General features: G+C 62.8%; 19 protein-coding genes. 9 read left to right on the top strand and 10 right to left on the bottom strand.

The window, feature by feature from the left end; translation table 11 throughout:
* The 5 genes from C476_RS05625 to C476_RS05605 form a co-directional block, all read left to right on the top strand.
* Positions 1–206: V-type ATPase subunit (locus tag C476_RS05625; protein ID WP_008010735.1), on the top strand; the 206-nt coding region annotated here is incomplete at its 5' end.
* Positions 203–535, top strand: a complete 333-nt coding sequence (locus C476_RS05620) for a V-type ATP synthase subunit F (protein WP_008010733.1) — start codon at positions 203–205, stop codon at positions 533–535. The genes C476_RS05625 and C476_RS05620, both read left to right, overlap by 4 nt.
* Before the next feature lie 3 nt (positions 536–538).
* On the top strand, positions 539–2,302 hold the full coding sequence (locus C476_RS05615) for an ATP synthase subunit A (protein ID WP_008010731.1): 1,764 nt from the start codon (positions 539–541) through the stop codon (positions 2,300–2,302).
* Positions 2,303–2,304: 2 nt separating this feature from the next.
* Positions 2,305–3,720, top strand: a complete 1,416-nt coding sequence (locus tag C476_RS05610; protein ID WP_008010729.1) for an ATP synthase subunit B — start codon at positions 2,305–2,307, stop codon at positions 3,718–3,720.
* A gap of 186 nt (positions 3,721–3,906) precedes the next feature.
* Positions 3,907–5,520, top strand: a complete 1,614-nt coding sequence (locus C476_RS05605; protein WP_008010727.1) for a long-chain-fatty-acid--CoA ligase — start codon at positions 3,907–3,909, stop codon at positions 5,518–5,520.
* Positions 5,521–5,566: 46 nt separating this feature from the next.
* Here C476_RS05605 and C476_RS05600 read toward each other — a convergent pair whose 3' ends face one another.
* Positions 5,567–5,773, bottom strand: a complete 207-nt coding sequence (locus tag C476_RS05600) for a hypothetical protein (protein WP_008010725.1) — start codon at positions 5,771–5,773, stop codon at positions 5,567–5,569.
* A 64-nt stretch (positions 5,774–5,837) separates the two neighbouring features.
* Between C476_RS05600 and C476_RS05595 the strand changes: the two genes are divergently transcribed.
* The 3 genes from C476_RS05595 (at position 5,838) to C476_RS05585 (ending at position 7,345) form a co-directional block, all read left to right on the top strand.
* A complete protein-coding gene (locus C476_RS05595; protein ID WP_008010722.1) occupies positions 5,838–6,041 on the top strand; it encodes a zinc ribbon domain-containing protein in 204 nt (67 codons plus the stop codon).
* Between the two features lie 106 nt (positions 6,042–6,147).
* Entirely contained in the window at positions 6,148–6,897 is a 750-nt protein-coding gene (locus C476_RS05590) for a V-type ATP synthase subunit D (protein ID WP_049911617.1), read from the top strand.
* Between the two features lie 43 nt (positions 6,898–6,940).
* Positions 6,941–7,345: a DUF6276 family protein gene (locus C476_RS05585; RefSeq protein ID WP_008010718.1), complete on the top strand. Its 405-nt coding sequence runs from the start codon at positions 6,941–6,943 to the stop codon at positions 7,343–7,345.
* A gap of 1 nt (position 7,346) precedes the next feature.
* Here C476_RS05585 and C476_RS05580 read toward each other — a convergent pair whose 3' ends face one another.
* From C476_RS05580 to C476_RS05540, 9 genes are all read right to left on the bottom strand, one after another.
* Positions 7,347–7,745, bottom strand: coding sequence for a DUF5811 family protein (locus C476_RS05580; RefSeq protein WP_008010716.1), 399 nt, complete (start codon positions 7,743–7,745; stop codon positions 7,347–7,349).
* Between the two features lie 59 nt (positions 7,746–7,804).
* Complete coding sequence (locus C476_RS05575) at positions 7,805–8,284, bottom strand: pyruvoyl-dependent arginine decarboxylase (RefSeq protein ID WP_008010714.1); 480 nt, start codon at positions 8,282–8,284, stop codon at positions 7,805–7,807.
* A 108-nt stretch (positions 8,285–8,392) separates the two neighbouring features.
* Entirely contained in the window at positions 8,393–9,625 is a 1,233-nt protein-coding gene (pan2, locus tag C476_RS05570) for a proteasome-activating nucleotidase Pan2 (protein ID WP_008010712.1), read from the bottom strand.
* 121 nt (positions 9,626–9,746) lie between these two features.
* On the bottom strand, positions 9,747–11,540 hold the full coding sequence (gene pepF / locus C476_RS05565) for an oligoendopeptidase F (protein ID WP_008010710.1): 1,794 nt from the start codon (positions 11,538–11,540) through the stop codon (positions 9,747–9,749).
* 162 nt (positions 11,541–11,702) lie between these two features.
* Positions 11,703–12,542, bottom strand: coding sequence for a tRNA pseudouridine(38-40) synthase TruA (truA, locus tag C476_RS05560; protein WP_008010708.1), 840 nt, complete (start codon positions 12,540–12,542; stop codon positions 11,703–11,705).
* A gap of 134 nt (positions 12,543–12,676) precedes the next feature.
* A complete protein-coding gene (locus C476_RS05555) occupies positions 12,677–13,174 on the bottom strand; it encodes a hypothetical protein (RefSeq protein ID WP_008010707.1) in 498 nt (165 codons plus the stop codon).
* A gap of 57 nt (positions 13,175–13,231) precedes the next feature.
* Positions 13,232–13,975, bottom strand: coding sequence for an SDR family oxidoreductase (locus C476_RS05550; RefSeq protein WP_008010704.1), 744 nt, complete (start codon positions 13,973–13,975; stop codon positions 13,232–13,234).
* Between the two features lie 83 nt (positions 13,976–14,058).
* Positions 14,059–15,591 (bottom strand): carboxypeptidase M32, encoded by a 1,533-nt coding sequence (locus C476_RS05545; protein ID WP_008010702.1) that lies wholly within the window; start codon positions 15,589–15,591, stop codon positions 14,059–14,061.
* Between the two features lie 214 nt (positions 15,592–15,805).
* Positions 15,806–16,015: a CDGSH iron-sulfur domain-containing protein gene (locus tag C476_RS05540; RefSeq protein ID WP_008010701.1), complete on the bottom strand. Its 210-nt coding sequence runs from the start codon at positions 16,013–16,015 to the stop codon at positions 15,806–15,808.
* A 216-nt stretch (positions 16,016–16,231) separates the two neighbouring features.
* On the opposite strand from C476_RS05540, the gene C476_RS05535 reads away from it, so the two are divergent.
* Complete coding sequence (locus C476_RS05535; RefSeq protein WP_008010700.1) at positions 16,232–16,600, top strand: hypothetical protein; 369 nt, start codon at positions 16,232–16,234, stop codon at positions 16,598–16,600.
* The last annotated feature ends 106 nt before the right edge of the window (positions 16,601–16,706 follow it).

Raw genomic sequence — 16,706 nt, 5'->3', positions numbered from 1 at the left:
GAGATGTGTATAAGAGACAGGCACTAGACGCTGCGTTACTCGAGTACTCGGATACGCTCTCGAGCATCTACCCGACCTCGGTTTCGGCCGTGTTGTCGTACATCCTTGCGAAAGAGCGCGAGGTCGAGAACATCCGTGCCATCGCACGGGGCCGAGAGGTCGGACTCGACGAAAACGAGATCGAAGAGGAACTGGTGGTGCTATGAGCCAGGAAATCGCAGTCGTCGGCAGTCCGGAGTTTACGACCGGCTTCCGCCTCGCGGGAGTCAGTCGATTCGAGAACGTGCCGGACGACGAGAAAGACGAACAGCTAGACGACGCCGCGACAACCGCTCTCGAAGACGAGGGCGTCGGGATCGTCGTCATGCACGACGACGACCTCGAGCACCTGTCGCGTAACGTTCGCCAGGAGGTCGAAACGAGCGTCGAGCCAGTCGTCGTCACGATCGGGAGCGGCACCGGTGGCGGCGGCCTGCGCGAGCAGATCAAGCGCGCGATCGGTATCGACCTGATGGAAGAGGACGAAGACAGCTAAACTATGAGCCAGGCAGAAGACATCGAATCCGTCGACGAAGACGGTGTAATCGAAAGCGTGAGCGGTCCTGTCGTGACCGCCGCGGACCTCGACGCCCGGATGAACGACGTCGTCTACGTCGGCGACGAAGGACTGATGGGCGAGGTCATCGAGATCGAAGGGAACCTGACCACGATTCAGGTCTACGAGGAAACCTCCGGCGTCGGCCCAGGTGAACCCGTCCAGAACACGGGCGAGCCCCTTTCCGTCGACCTCGGACCCGGCATGCTGGACTCCATCTACGACGGCGTCCAGCGCCCGCTTGACGTCTTAGAGGAGAAGATGGGGACGGCGTTCCTCGACCGTGGGGTCGACGCCCCCGGTATCGACCTCGAGAAGAAGTGGGATTTCGAGCCCGAAGTCACGGAAGGCGATACGGTCGAACCCGGCGACGTCGTCGGAGTCGTCGAAGAGACCATCACCATCGACCACAAGGTCATGGTGCCGCCGGACTACGAGGGTGGCGAAGTCACGAACGTCGAGAGTGGCGAGTACACGGTCGAGGAGACCATCGTCGAACTCGACAACGGCGAAGAGATCCAGATGCACCAGGAGTGGCCGGTTCGTGAAGCCCGGCCCGCCGGTGAGAAGGAGACACCGACCGAGCCCCTCGTGACCGGCCAGCGCATTCAGGACGGGCTGTTCCCGCTCGCGAAGGGTGGGACGGCGGCGATTCCTGGGCCCTTTGGCTCCGGGAAGACCGTCACCCAGCAACAACTCGCCAAGTGGTCCGACGCGGACATCGTCGTCTACATCGGCTGTGGCGAGCGTGGCAACGAGATGACCGAGGTCATCGAGGACTTCCCGGAACTGCCGGACCCACAGACCGGGAACCCGCTGATGGCCCGGACTTGCCTTATCGCCAACACGTCGAACATGCCCGTCGCAGCCCGTGAGTCCTGTATCTACACCGGGATCACGATCGCGGAGTACTACCGCGACATGGGCTACGACGTCGCGCTGATGGCCGACTCCACCTCGCGGTGGGCAGAGGCCATGCGGGAAATCTCGAGCCGACTCGAGGAGATGCCCGGCGAAGAGGGCTACCCCGCGTATCTGGCGGCTGCGCTTTCCGAGTTCTACGAGCGCGCCGGCAAGTTCCAGCTGATCAACGGCGGCGAAGGCTCGATTTCGGTCGTCGGTGCGGTCTCCCCGCCCGGCGGCGACTTCTCCGAGCCAGTCACGCAGAACACTCTGCGTATCGTCAAGACGTTCTGGGCGCTGGACGCCGACCTCGCCGAGCGTCGGCACTTCCCGGCGATCAACTGGAACGAGTCCTACTCACTGTACAAGGATCAGCTCGACCCGTGGTGGGAATCGAACGTCGAAAGCGACTGGCCCGAGGTTCGCCAGTGGGCCGTCGACGTATTAGACGAGGAGGACGAACTCCAAGAGATCGTCCAGCTCGTCGGCAAGGACGCGCTGCCGGAAGACCAGCAGCTGACCCTCGAGGTCGCACGCTACCTGCGTGAGGCGTGGCTCCAGCAGAACGCGCTCCACGACGTCGACACCTACTGCGAACCCGACAAGACCTACCGGATGCTCCAGGCGATCAAGACGTTCAGTGACGAGGCCTTCGAGGCACTCGAGGCTGGCGTCCCAGTCGAGGAGATTCAGGACGTCGATGCTGCGCCGCGGCTCAACCGGATGGGCACGGCCGAAGAGTGGAACGAGTTCATCGACGAGATCGAGAACGACCTCCAAGAACAACTCCGCGCACTGTACTAACAATGAAAGAGTACCAGACTATCACGGAAATCAGCGGTCCGCTGGTGTTCGCCGAGGTCGACGAGCCGGTCGGGTACGACGAAATCGTCGAAATCGAGACCCCACAGGGCGACACCCTTCGCGGACAGGTACTGGAATCGAGCGAGGGTATCGTCTCGATCCAGGTGTTCGAAGGCACAGGCGGGATCGACCGCAACGCCTCCGTTCGCTTCCTGGGCGAGACGATGAAGATGCCCGTCACCGAGGATCTGCTCGGGCGGGTGCTCGACGGCTCCGGCAACCCGATCGACGGCGGCCCGGAGATCGTCCCCGACAAACGACAGGACATCGTCGGTAAGGCGATCAACCCCTTCTCCCGGGAGTACCCCGAGGAGTTCATCCAGACCGGTGTGTCAGCCATCGACGGCATGAACACGCTGGTTCGCGGACAGAAGCTGCCGATCTTCTCCGGGTCGGGGCTGCCCCACAACGAACTCGCACTCCAGATCGCCCGACAGGCGACCGTGCCAGAAGAGGAAGAAGGCGAGGACGGCGACGGCTCCGAATTCGCCGTCATCTTCGGTGCGATGGGGATCACCGCCGAAGAGGCAAACGAGTTCATGGACGACTTCGAGCGCACCGGTGCACTCGAGCGCTCCGTCGTCTTCATGAACCTCGCGGACGACCCGGCAGTCGAGCGCCAGGTCACGCCGCGACTCGCCCTGACGACGGCCGAGTACCTGGCCTTCGAGAAGGACTACCACGTGCTGGTCATCCTGACGGACATGACCAACTACTGTGAGGCACTGCGCGAGATCGGTGCCGCACGTGAGGAGGTTCCGGGTCGACGTGGCTACCCCGGGTACATGTACACTGACCTGGCACAGCTCTACGAGCGTGCCGGTCGAATCGAGGGCAAGGAAGGGTCGGTCACGCAGATCCCGATCCTGACGATGCCCGGCGACGACGACACGCACCCGATCCCGGACCTGACTGGCTACATTACCGAAGGCCAGATCATGATGGACCGGGACCTGAACAGCCAGGGGATCGAGCCGCCAGTCAACGTCCTTCCGAGCCTCTCGCGGCTGATGGACGACGGGATCGGCGAGGGCCTCACGCGCGAGGACCACGGCGACGTCTCCGACCAGATGTACGCCGCCTACGCGGAGGGTGAGGACCTGCGCGACCTCGTGAACATTGTCGGTCGCGAAGCCCTCTCCGAGCGGGACAACAAGTTCCTCGACTTCGCCGACCGCTTCGAGGAAGAGTTCGTCCAGCAGGGGTACGACACCAACCGCTCGATCGACGACACGCTCGAGCTCGGCTGGGATCTGCTCTCGGACCTGCCGAAGACGGAACTCAACCGGATCGACGAGGAGCTCATCGAAGAGCACTACCGCGAAGACGAGACGGCCGAAGCCGTCCAGGCTGACTAAGCGACCGCTCGCTTCGTTTCCTTCTTTCAGGCGTCGTTGCCGAGTCACGTCACTCGTCTGCAGATCGTATCTCACAACAGCGCCAGTAGTGGCTGGCTCCCCACCAAGTGGTAGCCCCCGACGATTGGTATCAGAAATCTGTTTGATCGAAACTATCGTATATGCCGCCGACAACCCATGGTATGTATGCACAAACCACTGCTCGTCCCGGAGTTCTTAGACCGGGCGCGGACACACTACGGCGACGACGAGGCAGTCGTTGCCACCACGGGGGAACGGTTCACGTACGACGAACTCGGCGAACGCGCTGATCGGTTTTCGGCGGCGCTGCAAGCGCGGGGCATCGAAAAAGGCGACCGCGTCGCCGTCCTCGACCCGAACACCCACTATCACCTCGAGGCGGCCTACGGGATCATGCAGACGGGGGCGATCCACACGCCGCTGAACTATCGGCTGACGCCTGACGACTTCGCGTACATCCTCACCGATGCTGGTGTCGATGCGATTTACGCCGACTACGACTTCGCCGAGAAAATCGAGGCAATCCGTGATGAGGTGACGACGGAGACGTTCATCACGAACGACGCCGACGCGGTTGAGGGCGAATGGGAGGCGTTCGAGGACGTACTCGAGGAGGCGGGCACCGACTACGACCGCCCCGAGATGGCCGAAGACGAGATTATCACGATCAACTACACCTCGGGGACGACGGGCGATCCGAAAGGCGTCTGTCGCACGCATCGCTGTGAGACGATTCACGCGTACCTGACCGTCGGCCACCAGAATCTAAGCGATGACGACGTCTATCTGTGGACGCTGCCGATGTTCCACGCGAACGGCTGGGGGCACATCTTCGCGGTGACGGGTATCGGCGCGAAACACATCTGTACGCGTGGGATCGATGCTGGAGAGATCTTCGAGACCGTCCGCTCGGAAGACGTCTCCTACATGTGTGGCGCGCCGACGGTGCTGAACATGCTCATCGAGTACTATGAGCAAAACGAGCCCGAGACGACCGGCGACGCCGACGTTCGGCTCGCAACCGCCGGCAGCGCGCCGCCGGAGGCGACCATCCGAACTGTCGAAGACGAATTCGGCTGGTACATGAAACATGTCTACGGCGCGACCGAGACTGGCCCGCTGATCACAACCTCCGACGCTCGCCGGCACTTCGAGGACGACAGTGACGACCGGTTCCGAATCAAGAAACGGCAAGGACTGGCCTATCTCGGTACCGAAATCCGAGTCGTCGACGAAGACGGCAACGACGTCCCACGCGATGACGAGACGCTCGGCGAGGTCGTCGTCCGCGGCAACCAGATCATGGAAAAATACTGGGGCAAGCCCGAGGTGACCGAGGAGGCGTTTTCCGACCGCATCGAGGGCTACTACCACATGGGAGATCTCGCCACCATCGACGAAAACGGGATGCTCTCGATCCAGGATCGCAAGAAAGACATCATCATCTCCGGCGGCGAGAACATCTCGAGTATCGAACTCGAGGACACGCTGTTCGACCACCCCGAGGTGTCGGACGTGGCGGTGATCCCGGCACCCAGCGACGAGTGGGGCGAGACGCCGAAGGCGTTCGTCGTTCCCGCAAGCGGCGATCCGACCGACCCGGGCGTGACCGAATCGGAACTCGAGGAATTCACCCGCGAGAACCTCGCGGGCTACAAGACGGTTCGCCGGATCGAGTTCGTCAAACAACTACCGACGACGGCGACGGGCAAGGTTCAGAAGTACGAACTCCGGGAAAAAGAGTGGGAAGACGAAGAGCGGATGGTTGGTCAGGGGTAACGCGACCGTCTCGGTTCAGTCTCGTCTCCTCAGAGTGGCCGTCGACTCAAAACGACCAATACTCGTCTCGTTCGTCGTCATCGTCGGATGTCCTGTCGGTCGACGACTGTCGGCCGCCGCGGTCCTTCGCGATCCGTTCTGCCTCCGCGCGATCGACGACGGTCGGGTTCGATGTCTCCTGGTCGATCAGTAGCCAGAGAAAGAGCGGAACGACGAGCGCCATTACGAAGACGAGACCCAGAACGACTGACATGGATTGGTAAACCCTCGGCGATTCGAACACAAAGAGTTTATGTTATTGACAGGAAGGGCTGTCTATGAGAGACGACGAGCGCGGCTGTCCGAAATGTGGCAACACGGAGACGGAAATCGACGAGATTTCGACGACCGGGAGCGGATTATCGAAGATGCTCGATATCCAGAATCGACGGTTTCACGTCGTAAGTTGTACGAGCTGTGGCTACTCGGAGCTTTACAAGGGACAATCATCGGGCGACATGATCGATCTGTTTCTCGGGTAGTTGTCCACTCGGGTGGATTCAACGCCATCGATTCCGCTTACACGGGCGCGAGCACGCGCGGAAACTGTAAACAGTTATCCGACTGGGACTGCTATCCCCCCACAAGATGGCCAACGATGTCAAGCCCACCCGCAAGAACTTGATGGCGATCGAAGATCGCATCGAGCTCTCCGAGCGGGGACACGGCACGCTCGAGAAGAAACGCGACGGGCTGATCATGGAGTTCATGGACATTCTGGACAAAGCCCAGGACGTCCGCGGCGACCTCGCCGACGACTACGAGGAGGCCCAGCAGAAGATCAACATGGCTCGCGCGATGGAGGGTGACGTCGCGGTTCGCGGTGCCGCGGCGGCACTGCAGGAACACCCCGAGATCACGACCGAGTCCAAGAACATCATGGGTGTCGTCGTCCCGCAGATCGAGTCCTCGCGCGTCTCGAAGAGCTTAGACCAGCGTGGCTATGGGATCATGGGCACTTCCGCCCGCATCGACGAGGCCGCAGAAGCCTACGAGGACCTCTTAGAGAGCATCATCCTCGCCGCCGAGGTCGAGACGGCGATGAAGAAGATGCTCCGTGAGATCGAGACGACCAAGCGGCGCGTCAACGCCCTCGAGTTCAAGCTCCTCCCGGATCTCTACGAGAACCAGGAGTACATCGAACAGAAACTCGAAGAGCAAGAACGCGAGGAGACGTTCCGTCTGAAGAAGATCAAGGAGAAAAAGGAGCAAGAAGAGAAGGAGGCCCGCGAGGAAGAAGCCGAAGAAGAAGCCGAGGAAGTCGACGAGGAGACGGAAGAAGACCTCGAGGACATCCAGCCGGATACCGCAGCACAATCCCCAACAGCCAACCAGTAAGGCACGCTGAGTGTCACAACCGGCACCCACGAATTCGATTCCGATGGCCTGTTCCAACTGCGGTACGGCCACGATTTCGGTTACCGTTCCGGACGACTACCAGACGAACGCGCCGTCGGAGGCCAGCGTCGTTACGTTTTGTCCGCACTGTCTGACCCTCGAGCCAGCGTCGGCTGAAGCGTCAACAGCGAAAAGTGATCCCGAGTTCGCACGCGTCAGCGATGCGTTTCCGACACAACCCGAGCGTGCGATTCCGCTTGTACTCGCACTCGAGCTGTGTTCGTCACTCGCGACGAACCGCACCGCAATCGAACTCTTACTCAGAGACGTCGAACGAGCCGGCACGGATCCGTTGCTGGTACTCGACCGATTGATCGCCGATCCATCGGTCGAGCCAGCGATCGATCTCGAGCGCCGACGCCACCAGCTCGAGCAACTGCTCTACTAGGTTACTTTCCGGTCGGACGAACGCTATCGTTGACGGCCTGTTTCACCTGCAGGGCGGCACTGGCTGCCAGCCCGCGGGCGACCTCGTCGCGTTCGGCGGCGGTGATGACCTCCTCGGCAGCAACGGCGTCCTCGAGATCTGGCGTGAAGCCGGCGCTGACGGCGTGACCAACCGGCGGCCGAACGGCGACAGTGACCTGTGGGCCGGTCATCCCGCTCGAGACGTCGGCATCGACGACGTATTCGTTCGGCAGGAACTCGCGCGTGCGCGAAGCGATCCGCGAGACGTCGCGGTGAAGCAGTCGTTTCTGCGCACTCGAGAGGTCCGGAACGTCCGCCGCGGCACGCTGCCCAGCCCCAGTCTCGCCCGGTAGCCCTGCATACGGCGTATTTCCGTTCATGAGAAGTGTGTACCCGTATCAACGAACTGCCGGCTGAAAAGGGTTCGCCTTCGAGCAGTCTACAGGATCGGTTCGCTTTCGCCGTACACGGCGAGGACGACAGCGGTCGTGTATCGGCCCGAATCGGCCTGATGGCTCTCGACGGCGACGCGTGGCTCGGTAAACTCCCAGTCGCGAAGGTCTTGGCCTGCGGCGAGCCCTTCGCGGACCCGGCGTTCGACGTCCTCGCGGTCCATCTCGCCAGACGTCTCGTAGAACAGGCCGGGGCCGTCGTCGACGGACTGTGACCACGCAAGCGCGGCGCTCGCGCGACCGGGACCGGCAGTGGTGGCTCGCGCTTCGACGACGGTCAGGCGCTCGCCGGCAGGGCCGAGGTCGGGGGCGGTACCGACGGCCTCGACGTACGTCTCGGCGGGGATCACCGACGAGACCGAGACGAGGTTGTAGTTCTCGACGCCAGCTTCTGCGAGCGCGGCGTCGTAGGACGACATCGCCGTGGGGCCCGACGCGGTCCCCCAGACGACTCGAATCGTGCTCATATCCCAACTGGGGGCCGAGCGGCGTAAGGCGTTGCGATCCGAGTGGAAGAGACCGGCTGGTGGCGATCGCGCGTCTCCAATTACCACAAAAAAGCGTCGAGGGGCAGCCTACTGGTAGAAGTACCCGGCCGACGAGACCACGTCGCTCGAGTCGTCCTCTTCGATCTTCTCGAGCGCATCAACAAAGTCCTGATGAGTGACCTCGTCGCGGTCATTCCGGATGGCGAACATGCCGGCTTCGGTCGCGAGACTTTCGATGTCGGCCCCGGAGTAACCGTCGGTGTCGGCGGCCAATTCGGCGAAGTCGACGTCGTCGGCGACGTTCATGTCGCGGGTGTGGATCTCGAGGATCTGTTCGCGCCCGGATTCGTCGGGTTCGGGCACTTCGATGAGGCGGTCGAACCGGCCGGGGCGGAGGATGGCCCGATCGAGCATGTCGAAGCGGTTGGTAGCGGCGATGATGCGGATCTCGCCGCGGGCCTCGAAGCCGTCCATCTCGCTCAAGAGTTGCATCATCGTCCGCTGAACCTCGGCATCGCCGGAGGTCTTGGACTCCGTTCGACGAGTCGCGATGGCGTCGATCTCGTCGATGAAGATGATGGCGGGTTCGCGTTCGCGGGCCATCTCAAAGAGGTCGCGGACGAGTCGCGAGCCCTCGCCGATGAACTTGCGGACGAGTTCCGAGCCGGCCATCTTGATGAAGGTGGCGTCGGTCTCGTGTGCGACGGCTTTCGCGAGCATCGTCTTCCCGGTGCCCGGCGGACCATACAGGAGGACGCCGCTCGGGGGATCGATGCCGACCTCGTCGAACAGTTCGGGTTCGGACAGCGGCTGTTCGACGGCCTCGCGGACCTCGCGGACCTGCTCGTCGATGCCGCCGATGTCGGCGTAGGTGACATCGGGCTTTTCGGTGATCTCCATCGACTGGGCGCGCGCGTCGGTTTCGGCGTTCAGGATGGTCTGGATCGCAAAGGAGTCGTTGACTGCAACGCGGTCGCCAGCCTCGACGCGGTCGACCATCCGCGAGGAAACGTCGGTGAGCACCTCCTGGTTGTTGCCGTGTTGTTTGACGATGACCTGCTCGTCGTCGAGGACGTCTTCGACGGTGGCGATATACAGCGACGAGCTCTTGAGCATCTCGTTTTCGCGTTCGATCCGATCGACTTTCCCCTGCAAGCGCTCGCGGCGGTCCTCGGCGTCGTCGAGCTGCTCCGACAGCTGCTCGTTGACATCAACGAGGTCCTCGTAGTGCCCGCGAAGCGCCTCGAGCCGCTCGTCGTCGGGAAGATCGGAATCGATATCGCGGTGAGGTCGGTCGGGAATAGACGGGCTTCGAGACATCCTGATATACGCCGATAAGATATGGACAGTAAATGTGCCTTTGGGTCGCGGAGGCAGGGCTGTCGGATATCGTTACTGTCTACCCAGCACTTGCAAGCGATCGGTCGTGAAACGACGCCGGTCAGTCGAGCAGCGACTCGAACTCGTCTAAGCGCTCGCCGTAGGTCTCGAGCGCGCGGTCGATGGGGTCCGAACTGCTCATGTCGACACCGGCGATCCGCAGCAGCTCGAGGGGGTACTCACGGGAGCCCCGCCGAAGGAACTCGAGGTAATCCTCGGCGGCGGGCTGGCCACGTTCCAAGACGTCGTCGACGATCGCGAGCGCGGCGGAGATACCGGTTGCGTACTGGTAGACGTAGAAGGCCCGGTAGAAATGCGGGATACGCATCCACTCGCGGGCGATCCGGTCGTCGATGACGGCGGGCTCGTAGTAGTCGTCTTTGAGTCCGCGATAGAGGTCATCCAGCCGGTCGGCAGTGAGCGGTTCGCCGTCTTCCTCGAGGCGGTGGGTTTCGTGTTCGAACTCCGCAAAGAGCGTCTGGCGATAGAGCGTCGAGCGCACGCGCTCGAGGAACTCGTTTAAGACGTGTTTGCGGAACTCGGGGTCGTCGACGGTCTCGAGTAAGTGGTTGGTTAGCAGGGCCTCGTTGACCGTGCTGGCGACCTCGGCCACGAAGATTTCGTAGCTCGAGTAGACGTAGGGCTGTTCCTCTTTGGTAAGCTCGGAGTGCATCGAGTGGCCGAGTTCGTGGGCCAGCGTGTACATCGAGGCGATGTCCTGCTGGTAGTTCAGCAGGATAAACGGCTGGGTGTCGTAGGTGCCGCCAGAGTACGCGCCGGACTGTTTGCCCTCGTTCTCGTAGACGTCGACCCATCTGGAGTCGAGGCCCTCGGCGACGCGAGACTGGTACTCCTCGCCCAGCGGCGCGAGCGCGTCGACGACGTACTCGCTGGCTTGGTCATACTCGAGGTCTGGGCCTTCGTCGCCGGTCAGGGGCATGTAGAGGTCCCACATCCGCAGTTCGTCGACGTCGAGTGCCTGGCGTTTGAGTTCAGCGTGGTGGTGGAGCTTGTCGATGTTGTCGTGGACAGTATCGACGAGCGTGTCGTAGACGTCGACCGGGACGTTCGGGCCGTCGAGGGCGGCTTCGCGTGCCGTGTCGTAGTTGCGCGCCTGTGCCGTCTTGACGTCGGCTTTGACGCTGTTCTTGTAGCTGGCTGCGACCGTGTTCCGGACCGACTCCCACTCGTCGAAGTAGTTCTCGTAGACGCGCTTGCGGAACTCACGGTCGGGCCGCTTGAGCAGATTGGTGAAGTTGCTCTGGGTGATTTCGATGGCCTCGCCCTCGGGGTCCTCGACGGTCGGGAACGCCATATCGGCATTCGAGAGCATGGTGTAAACCTCGCCCGTCGCGCCGGTCACTTCGCTTAAATCGGCCAGCAGCGCCTCGACTTCGGCCGAGCGCGTGTGGGGTTTCATCCGGAGCACGTCATCGATGTAGTGGTCGTAGGTCTCGAGGTCGGATTCGGCCTCGACCATCTCATCGAACTCCTCGCGAGTCAGCTCCTGAATTTCGGGGTCGATGAACGATGCCGCAGACTGGGCGTCAGCCGCAAGCGACTGTGCGCGGGCGGTCAACGCCTGATAGTGCTGGTCAGTCGTGTCCTCATCACGGCGCATGCGGGCGTAGGCCGCGACCGTCGACACCTCGCGCATGATCTCGTCGCGTAACTCGAGGACTTCGAGGAGGGTCTCGGCGTCGTCGGTCGTCTGTCCCTCGTAGGATGCAAGGTCATCGACGCGCTCGGCGACGGCCTCGTAGGCGGCCTCCCAGTCGTCATCGGTCGCGTAGATGCTCTCGAGGTCCCAGGTATATTCCTCGTCGACCTCGGAGCGGTCGGGAACGGAACTCATAGCCCCGGTTTCGGATCCCCGGCGGTAAAGCGTGTCGGACCCTTTCACGGTGTGTCTCAGTGATGAGTCCATGATGAATGCACAGGGGCTGTGACTGCGCTCGAGCGACGGAGCGAAGACACGATGAGAGGGCGGCGTCTGGCGCGGTCTATCTGCCCGACGCTACCGCATTCCGTCGGCGATCTGGCCGGCGACTCGCGCCCCTGTTCGTCGCTCGATACGGCAGCGGTCGAACACGGCGCGAGCACTCGCAGCGGCATCGCCGTCGATCTCGAACGAGAGGGCGGGATAGTCCACGTCGGTCAAGACGAGCGGCTCCGGCGGTGCTGGCGCGATTCCCTCGGGGCCAGGCAGCGGCTCGGGCTCGAGGACGCGCTCGAGTTTCGCAAGCGGTGACTCGCCGGTCCCGATCTCACAGGCCAGCGAGACGAGTCGCCGGACGAGTTCTCGAGCGAACCCGCCTGCGCTGGCAGTGATGACGAGATAGTCGCCGTCCCGGGCTGCCTCGAGTGTCAGGGTGCGTTCGGTGTTGTGGTCGTCCGGCGTCAGATTCGCCACGTCGTGCGTACCGGACAGCACCTCACAGGCGGTCAGAAAGCGCTCGTCGTCGATCGGAGCTGGCTGGGAATCGACCGGGGTGTCGGATGGCGCGTACAGCTGGTAGGTGTATTTCCGGCGGCGCGCGTGATGGGTCGCATGAAAGTCAGCCGGCGCATCGGCGCTTGCCCATGCGCGTACGTCGGCCGGCAGTTCGGCGTTCAACGCCCGTGGCGTGAGCCAGTCGGGGGCCTCGAGCGCGATCGTCTGGGCGAGCGCGGAGACCCCTGCGTCGGTGCGGCCGGCGGCAGCATAGCCGTCGGGTTTGTCGGCGTCGGGCTCGAGGACTCCCAGTTCCCGGAGCGCGTCGAAAATTGAATCCTCGACGGTCGGAACGTCGGGCTGGCGCTGGTAGCCGTAGTAGTCCGTCCCGTCGTAGGCGATCCGAAACGCGCGACGTCCCATTGCTCGAGTCGATCCAGCGGGGCCAGCGGGTTATATTGTTCGCTGTGGCGGCGGGTGGACCAAGCAATGCGGAGAGCGCGCGAACATTAGCGCGCCGATCTCGAGACCGATCCAAGGATGGCCTCGGTCAACCGTTACAGTTCGTCGTCGATGTCGTCTCCGTCAGGGTCTGCATCGTCGATCTCGATCTCGGTCTCGCCGACATCGAATTCGTCGGTCTCGAGCGGCGAGCCATCGGCAGTGATAGCTCCGTCTTGAATCTCGATGGTGACGCCGTCGTCGTTGGACGACATCCCCAGCAGTTGGCTGGTCGCCGATTCGACTTCCTGATTGACCGACCAAGCGAACCGCAGCACCGACTCGAGTTCGGTGCCGACCTCACGGACGCCACGCTGGTCTGTGAGCGTCCCCAGACTCCGTGCGCCCTCCGGATGGAGGTACTGAATCGGGTGGTCCGTCGGGACCTCACGCAGGTCGATGTCGAACGACCAGAGGTACGGTAGGAACTGGAGGGCGTAGCCCTGCGGTTTCGGTGCTCGACGGCCAGCGGCGGTCAGCGCAACGGTTTTCGCCGTCGATTTCCCGTCAGTGTCGACGTATATACCTGGGATGCCTGGAATGGAAAATCGCATACTCGAGGGAGAGAGCCACGGACGGGTGAGTCCACACCCGGCATACCCACCCTCGTTTTATTCGAAGGTATCGGCGAACTTGTCCCGCCGGTAGAGGTCGAGTTCGGTCACGCTCGAGCCCGCTCGACTCGCGGCAAAGCGGATCGCCGCGGCGATTTCCTCGGGTTCGGTCACCTCGCCCTCGTCGAAGCGCTCAGCGAATGGATCGCCGTCGGCTGCCCCGAACTCCGAGCGGACTTCGGAGGGATTGACGATCGTGACGCCAACGCCGTCGTCGCCGACTTGGGCCGCGACGCTCTTGGCGAAGCCGCGAACCCACCATTTCGAGGCCGCATAGACGGGGTTGAACGGCCGTGGGTACTGACCGGCGAAGCTAGCGACGAAGATCAGGTGGCCGTCGCGCTCGCGGACGTGGGGAACCGCCGCCCGCGTTGCGTAGAAGACGCCGTCGACGTTGGTTGCCTGCATCGTCTCGTATTCGTCGGTGGTCAGCGACTCGACGTCGCTCCCGCGGGCCAGTCCCGCGTTGTTGACCAGCACGTCGATCCCGCCGAACCGATCGACGGTCGCCTCGATGAGCGCGTCGACGTCGTCCTCTTCGCGGACGTCCGTCGGGACGACCAGCGTCTCGACGCCGTGGTCGGTCTCGAGGTCGTCGGCAACTGCTTCCAGCCGCTCCTCGCTTCGTGCCGCGAGGACAACATTGGCACCTGCTGCAGCGAGTTCGCGACAGGTCGCTGCGCCGATCCCGGAACTCGCACCCGTGACGATCACCGTGTCCTGCTCGAGTGGCTCGGACATGGTGTCATGAATCGGCCGACACCGACCTAAAGACAGGGGTCTCGGAAGCGCGACTCCAACGGAGCCCCCCGGCTCGTCGGCGCTTAATAGTCCTCGAGCTCGTACAGGTCGCCGTACTTCGACTCGACGTACTCGAGGAAGTAATCGGCGGTCAGTTCCTCGCCGGTGGCCCGTTCGATCAGTTCAGGCGTGACGAAGTGTTTGCCGTGCTGGTGGATGTGCTCGCGGAGCCAGCCGTTGAGATCGTCGAACTCGCCCTCGCGAATTTCCTCGTCGAACGGGCCGCGATCGTCCTCGGCGGCAGCATACAACTGTGCCGCGAGGACGGAGCCCAGCGAGTACGTCGGGAAGTAGCCGAAGTCGCCGTGAGACCAGTGGATGTCCTGCAAACAGCCCTCCGCGTCCGTCTCGGGGCGCACGCCCAGGTACTCCTCGTACTTGTCGTTCCAGACCTGTGGAACCTCGGAAACGTCGAGGTCACCCCGGATCAGGTCACGCTCGATCTCGAAGCGGATCACGATGTGGAGATGGTAGGTGAGTTCGTCCGCCTCGACGCGAATGAGGTTGTCGTCGTACACCTGATTGGCGGCCTCGTAGGCCGCCTCGGGCGTGACGTCCTCGAGGCTCGGGAACCGCTCGCGGGCGACCGGCAGGAAGTGTTCCCAGAAGGGCCGAGAGCGGCCGACGTGGTTCTCCCAGAGGCGGGATTGGGATTCGTGGACCGACAGGTCACGAGCTTCGCCAAGCGGCGTGCCATACCCCTCGTCGGGGAGGCCGAGCGTGTAGTTTGCATGGCCGAACTCGTGGACCGTCGAGGTGATCGACCCCAGCAGGTCCTCCTCGTCGAAGCGGGTCGTTACGCGCGCGTCGAACTGCGTCCCCGAAGAAAACGGATGCGGCGCGGTATCGAGCCGTCCTCGGTCCCAGTCGTAGCCCAGCGAATCGAGCACGTCGCGTGCGAGCGCTTCCTGATCGTCGTCGTCGAACTCCCCTGCGAATGCGTCCGTGGCGAGGTCGGCATCGCTCTCCTGAATCGCGTCGATCAGCGGGACGAGTTTCTCCCGAAGACGCTCTAAGACCCGCTCGGCGGTCTCGAGGTCGATATAGGGCTCGTAGTCGGCAAAGAGCACGGCGTAGGGATCGGCGTCGGGGTCGATGTGGGCGGCGTACTCGCGTTTGAGCTCGACCAGTTTCTCGAGGGTCGGTGCGAACTGCTCGAAGTCATCCTCCTCGCGGGCCTGCTTCCACGTCGGATGGGCGTTCGACGCCGTCGCGGAGAGTTCCTCGACGAGTTCCTGTGGGACGCTCGTCTCGCGGTCGTACTGGCGTCGAATCTCGCGGACGACCGCGGCCTGTTCGTCCTCGAGGTCGGTGTCCTCGAGCTCGTCGAGCAACTGCCCTGTCTCGTCGGCAGTCAGGAGTTCGTGACTGAGCGAGGACAGCGTCGAGAGTTGTTGGGCGCGCGCTGGCGTCCCTTCGTCGGGCATCACGACTTCCTGATCCCACCGCAGAATGCCGGCGGCGTTGCCAACGTTGGAGATCCGCCGGACTCGGTTTTCGAACTGCTCGTACGCGTCACCTTCGCTCGCGTCGCTTCCGGCCTGATCGGTCGCCATGACCGTACTATTCGGTCGGATACAGTATCAACGTCGTGGTTCCGGTGACTCGAGTCGTCGAGAGAATCGGCGGCGATAGTGGGACGGACTCCTGGCAGTGTCGGCACACCCCCAACCCGTTACACGGATGCGCCGAGACCCAGTGACAGCAGTTCGTCTGAGCCAGAGAAGGCAGTCAACCGCCGTCGAAACAATGTCAGACGGTTTCAGGTCGCTACCCGTCGACGGGCTGACGAGGCTGGTCGCTGTCGTCGTTCTCGTACTTGTATACGACGTCTTCTTCGTCTGCCGTGACGGTATGTGCACCGTCACAGAACGGCTTATCGTCGGACAAACCGCACTGACAGATGTAGATATCGCCATCGTGGTCGTCCGGGTCGATCGCAGTCGGTTCGCGTTCCTCGTGAGTGACTTCGCGTGCCATCAACTGGAGTAACGAACGGCTGCACCATATATCTAAGCTAACTTATATGTTACCAGGTTGTGCTCGTCCCACCAGGGGACGATTATCCCACGGTTTCGTCCATGATCGAGGGTTTATCTGTCAGAGCAGAGAGTACTAACCAGCACCGCTCGAGAATACACTCCAAGGAGAACGTGCAAGCAACGGCCTGTTCCGCCGGGATCCGTAGCTATCGGTATGGCAATCGCATCACCACTCGCGTCGGTCATCGTGTTCCTCGTGAGCCTTCTGATCGGTGCGCTCGGCATCTACGCCGGCGCACGCGTTATCGTTGGACGGACGAGCTACGATCACGCCATCGTCACCGCGCTGATCGGCGCGATCGTCTGGGCCATCGTCGGCTTCACTATCGGGTGGATCCCCCTCGTCGGCCCGTTGGTCGCCCTGCTGGCCTATGTCGCGGTCATCAACTGGCGGTATCCCGGTGACTGGACCGCGGCGGCGATGATCGGACTCGTCGCCTGGGTCACCGTCTTGATCGTCCTCTACGTGCTCGCCGCGGTCGGCATCACGAGTTTCGGCGCGGTCGGCGTTCCGGGCCTCTGATCGACCGAGGGGAGTACCGTCGCCTGTGTTATCGCGATGGCGGCCACGTCTCCGCGACCCGCCGGTAGGTCTCGCGACACCGCTCGAGGCTGTCTCTTATACACAT

The organism is Natrinema limicola JCM 13563 (assembly GCF_000337475.1).
In the GTDB taxonomy this organism is placed as follows: domain Archaea; phylum Halobacteriota; class Halobacteria; order Halobacteriales; family Natrialbaceae; genus Natrinema; species Natrinema limicola.
The sequence above is the reverse complement of the archived record's forward strand: the minus strand, read 5'-3'. Positions and strand labels throughout refer to the sequence as shown.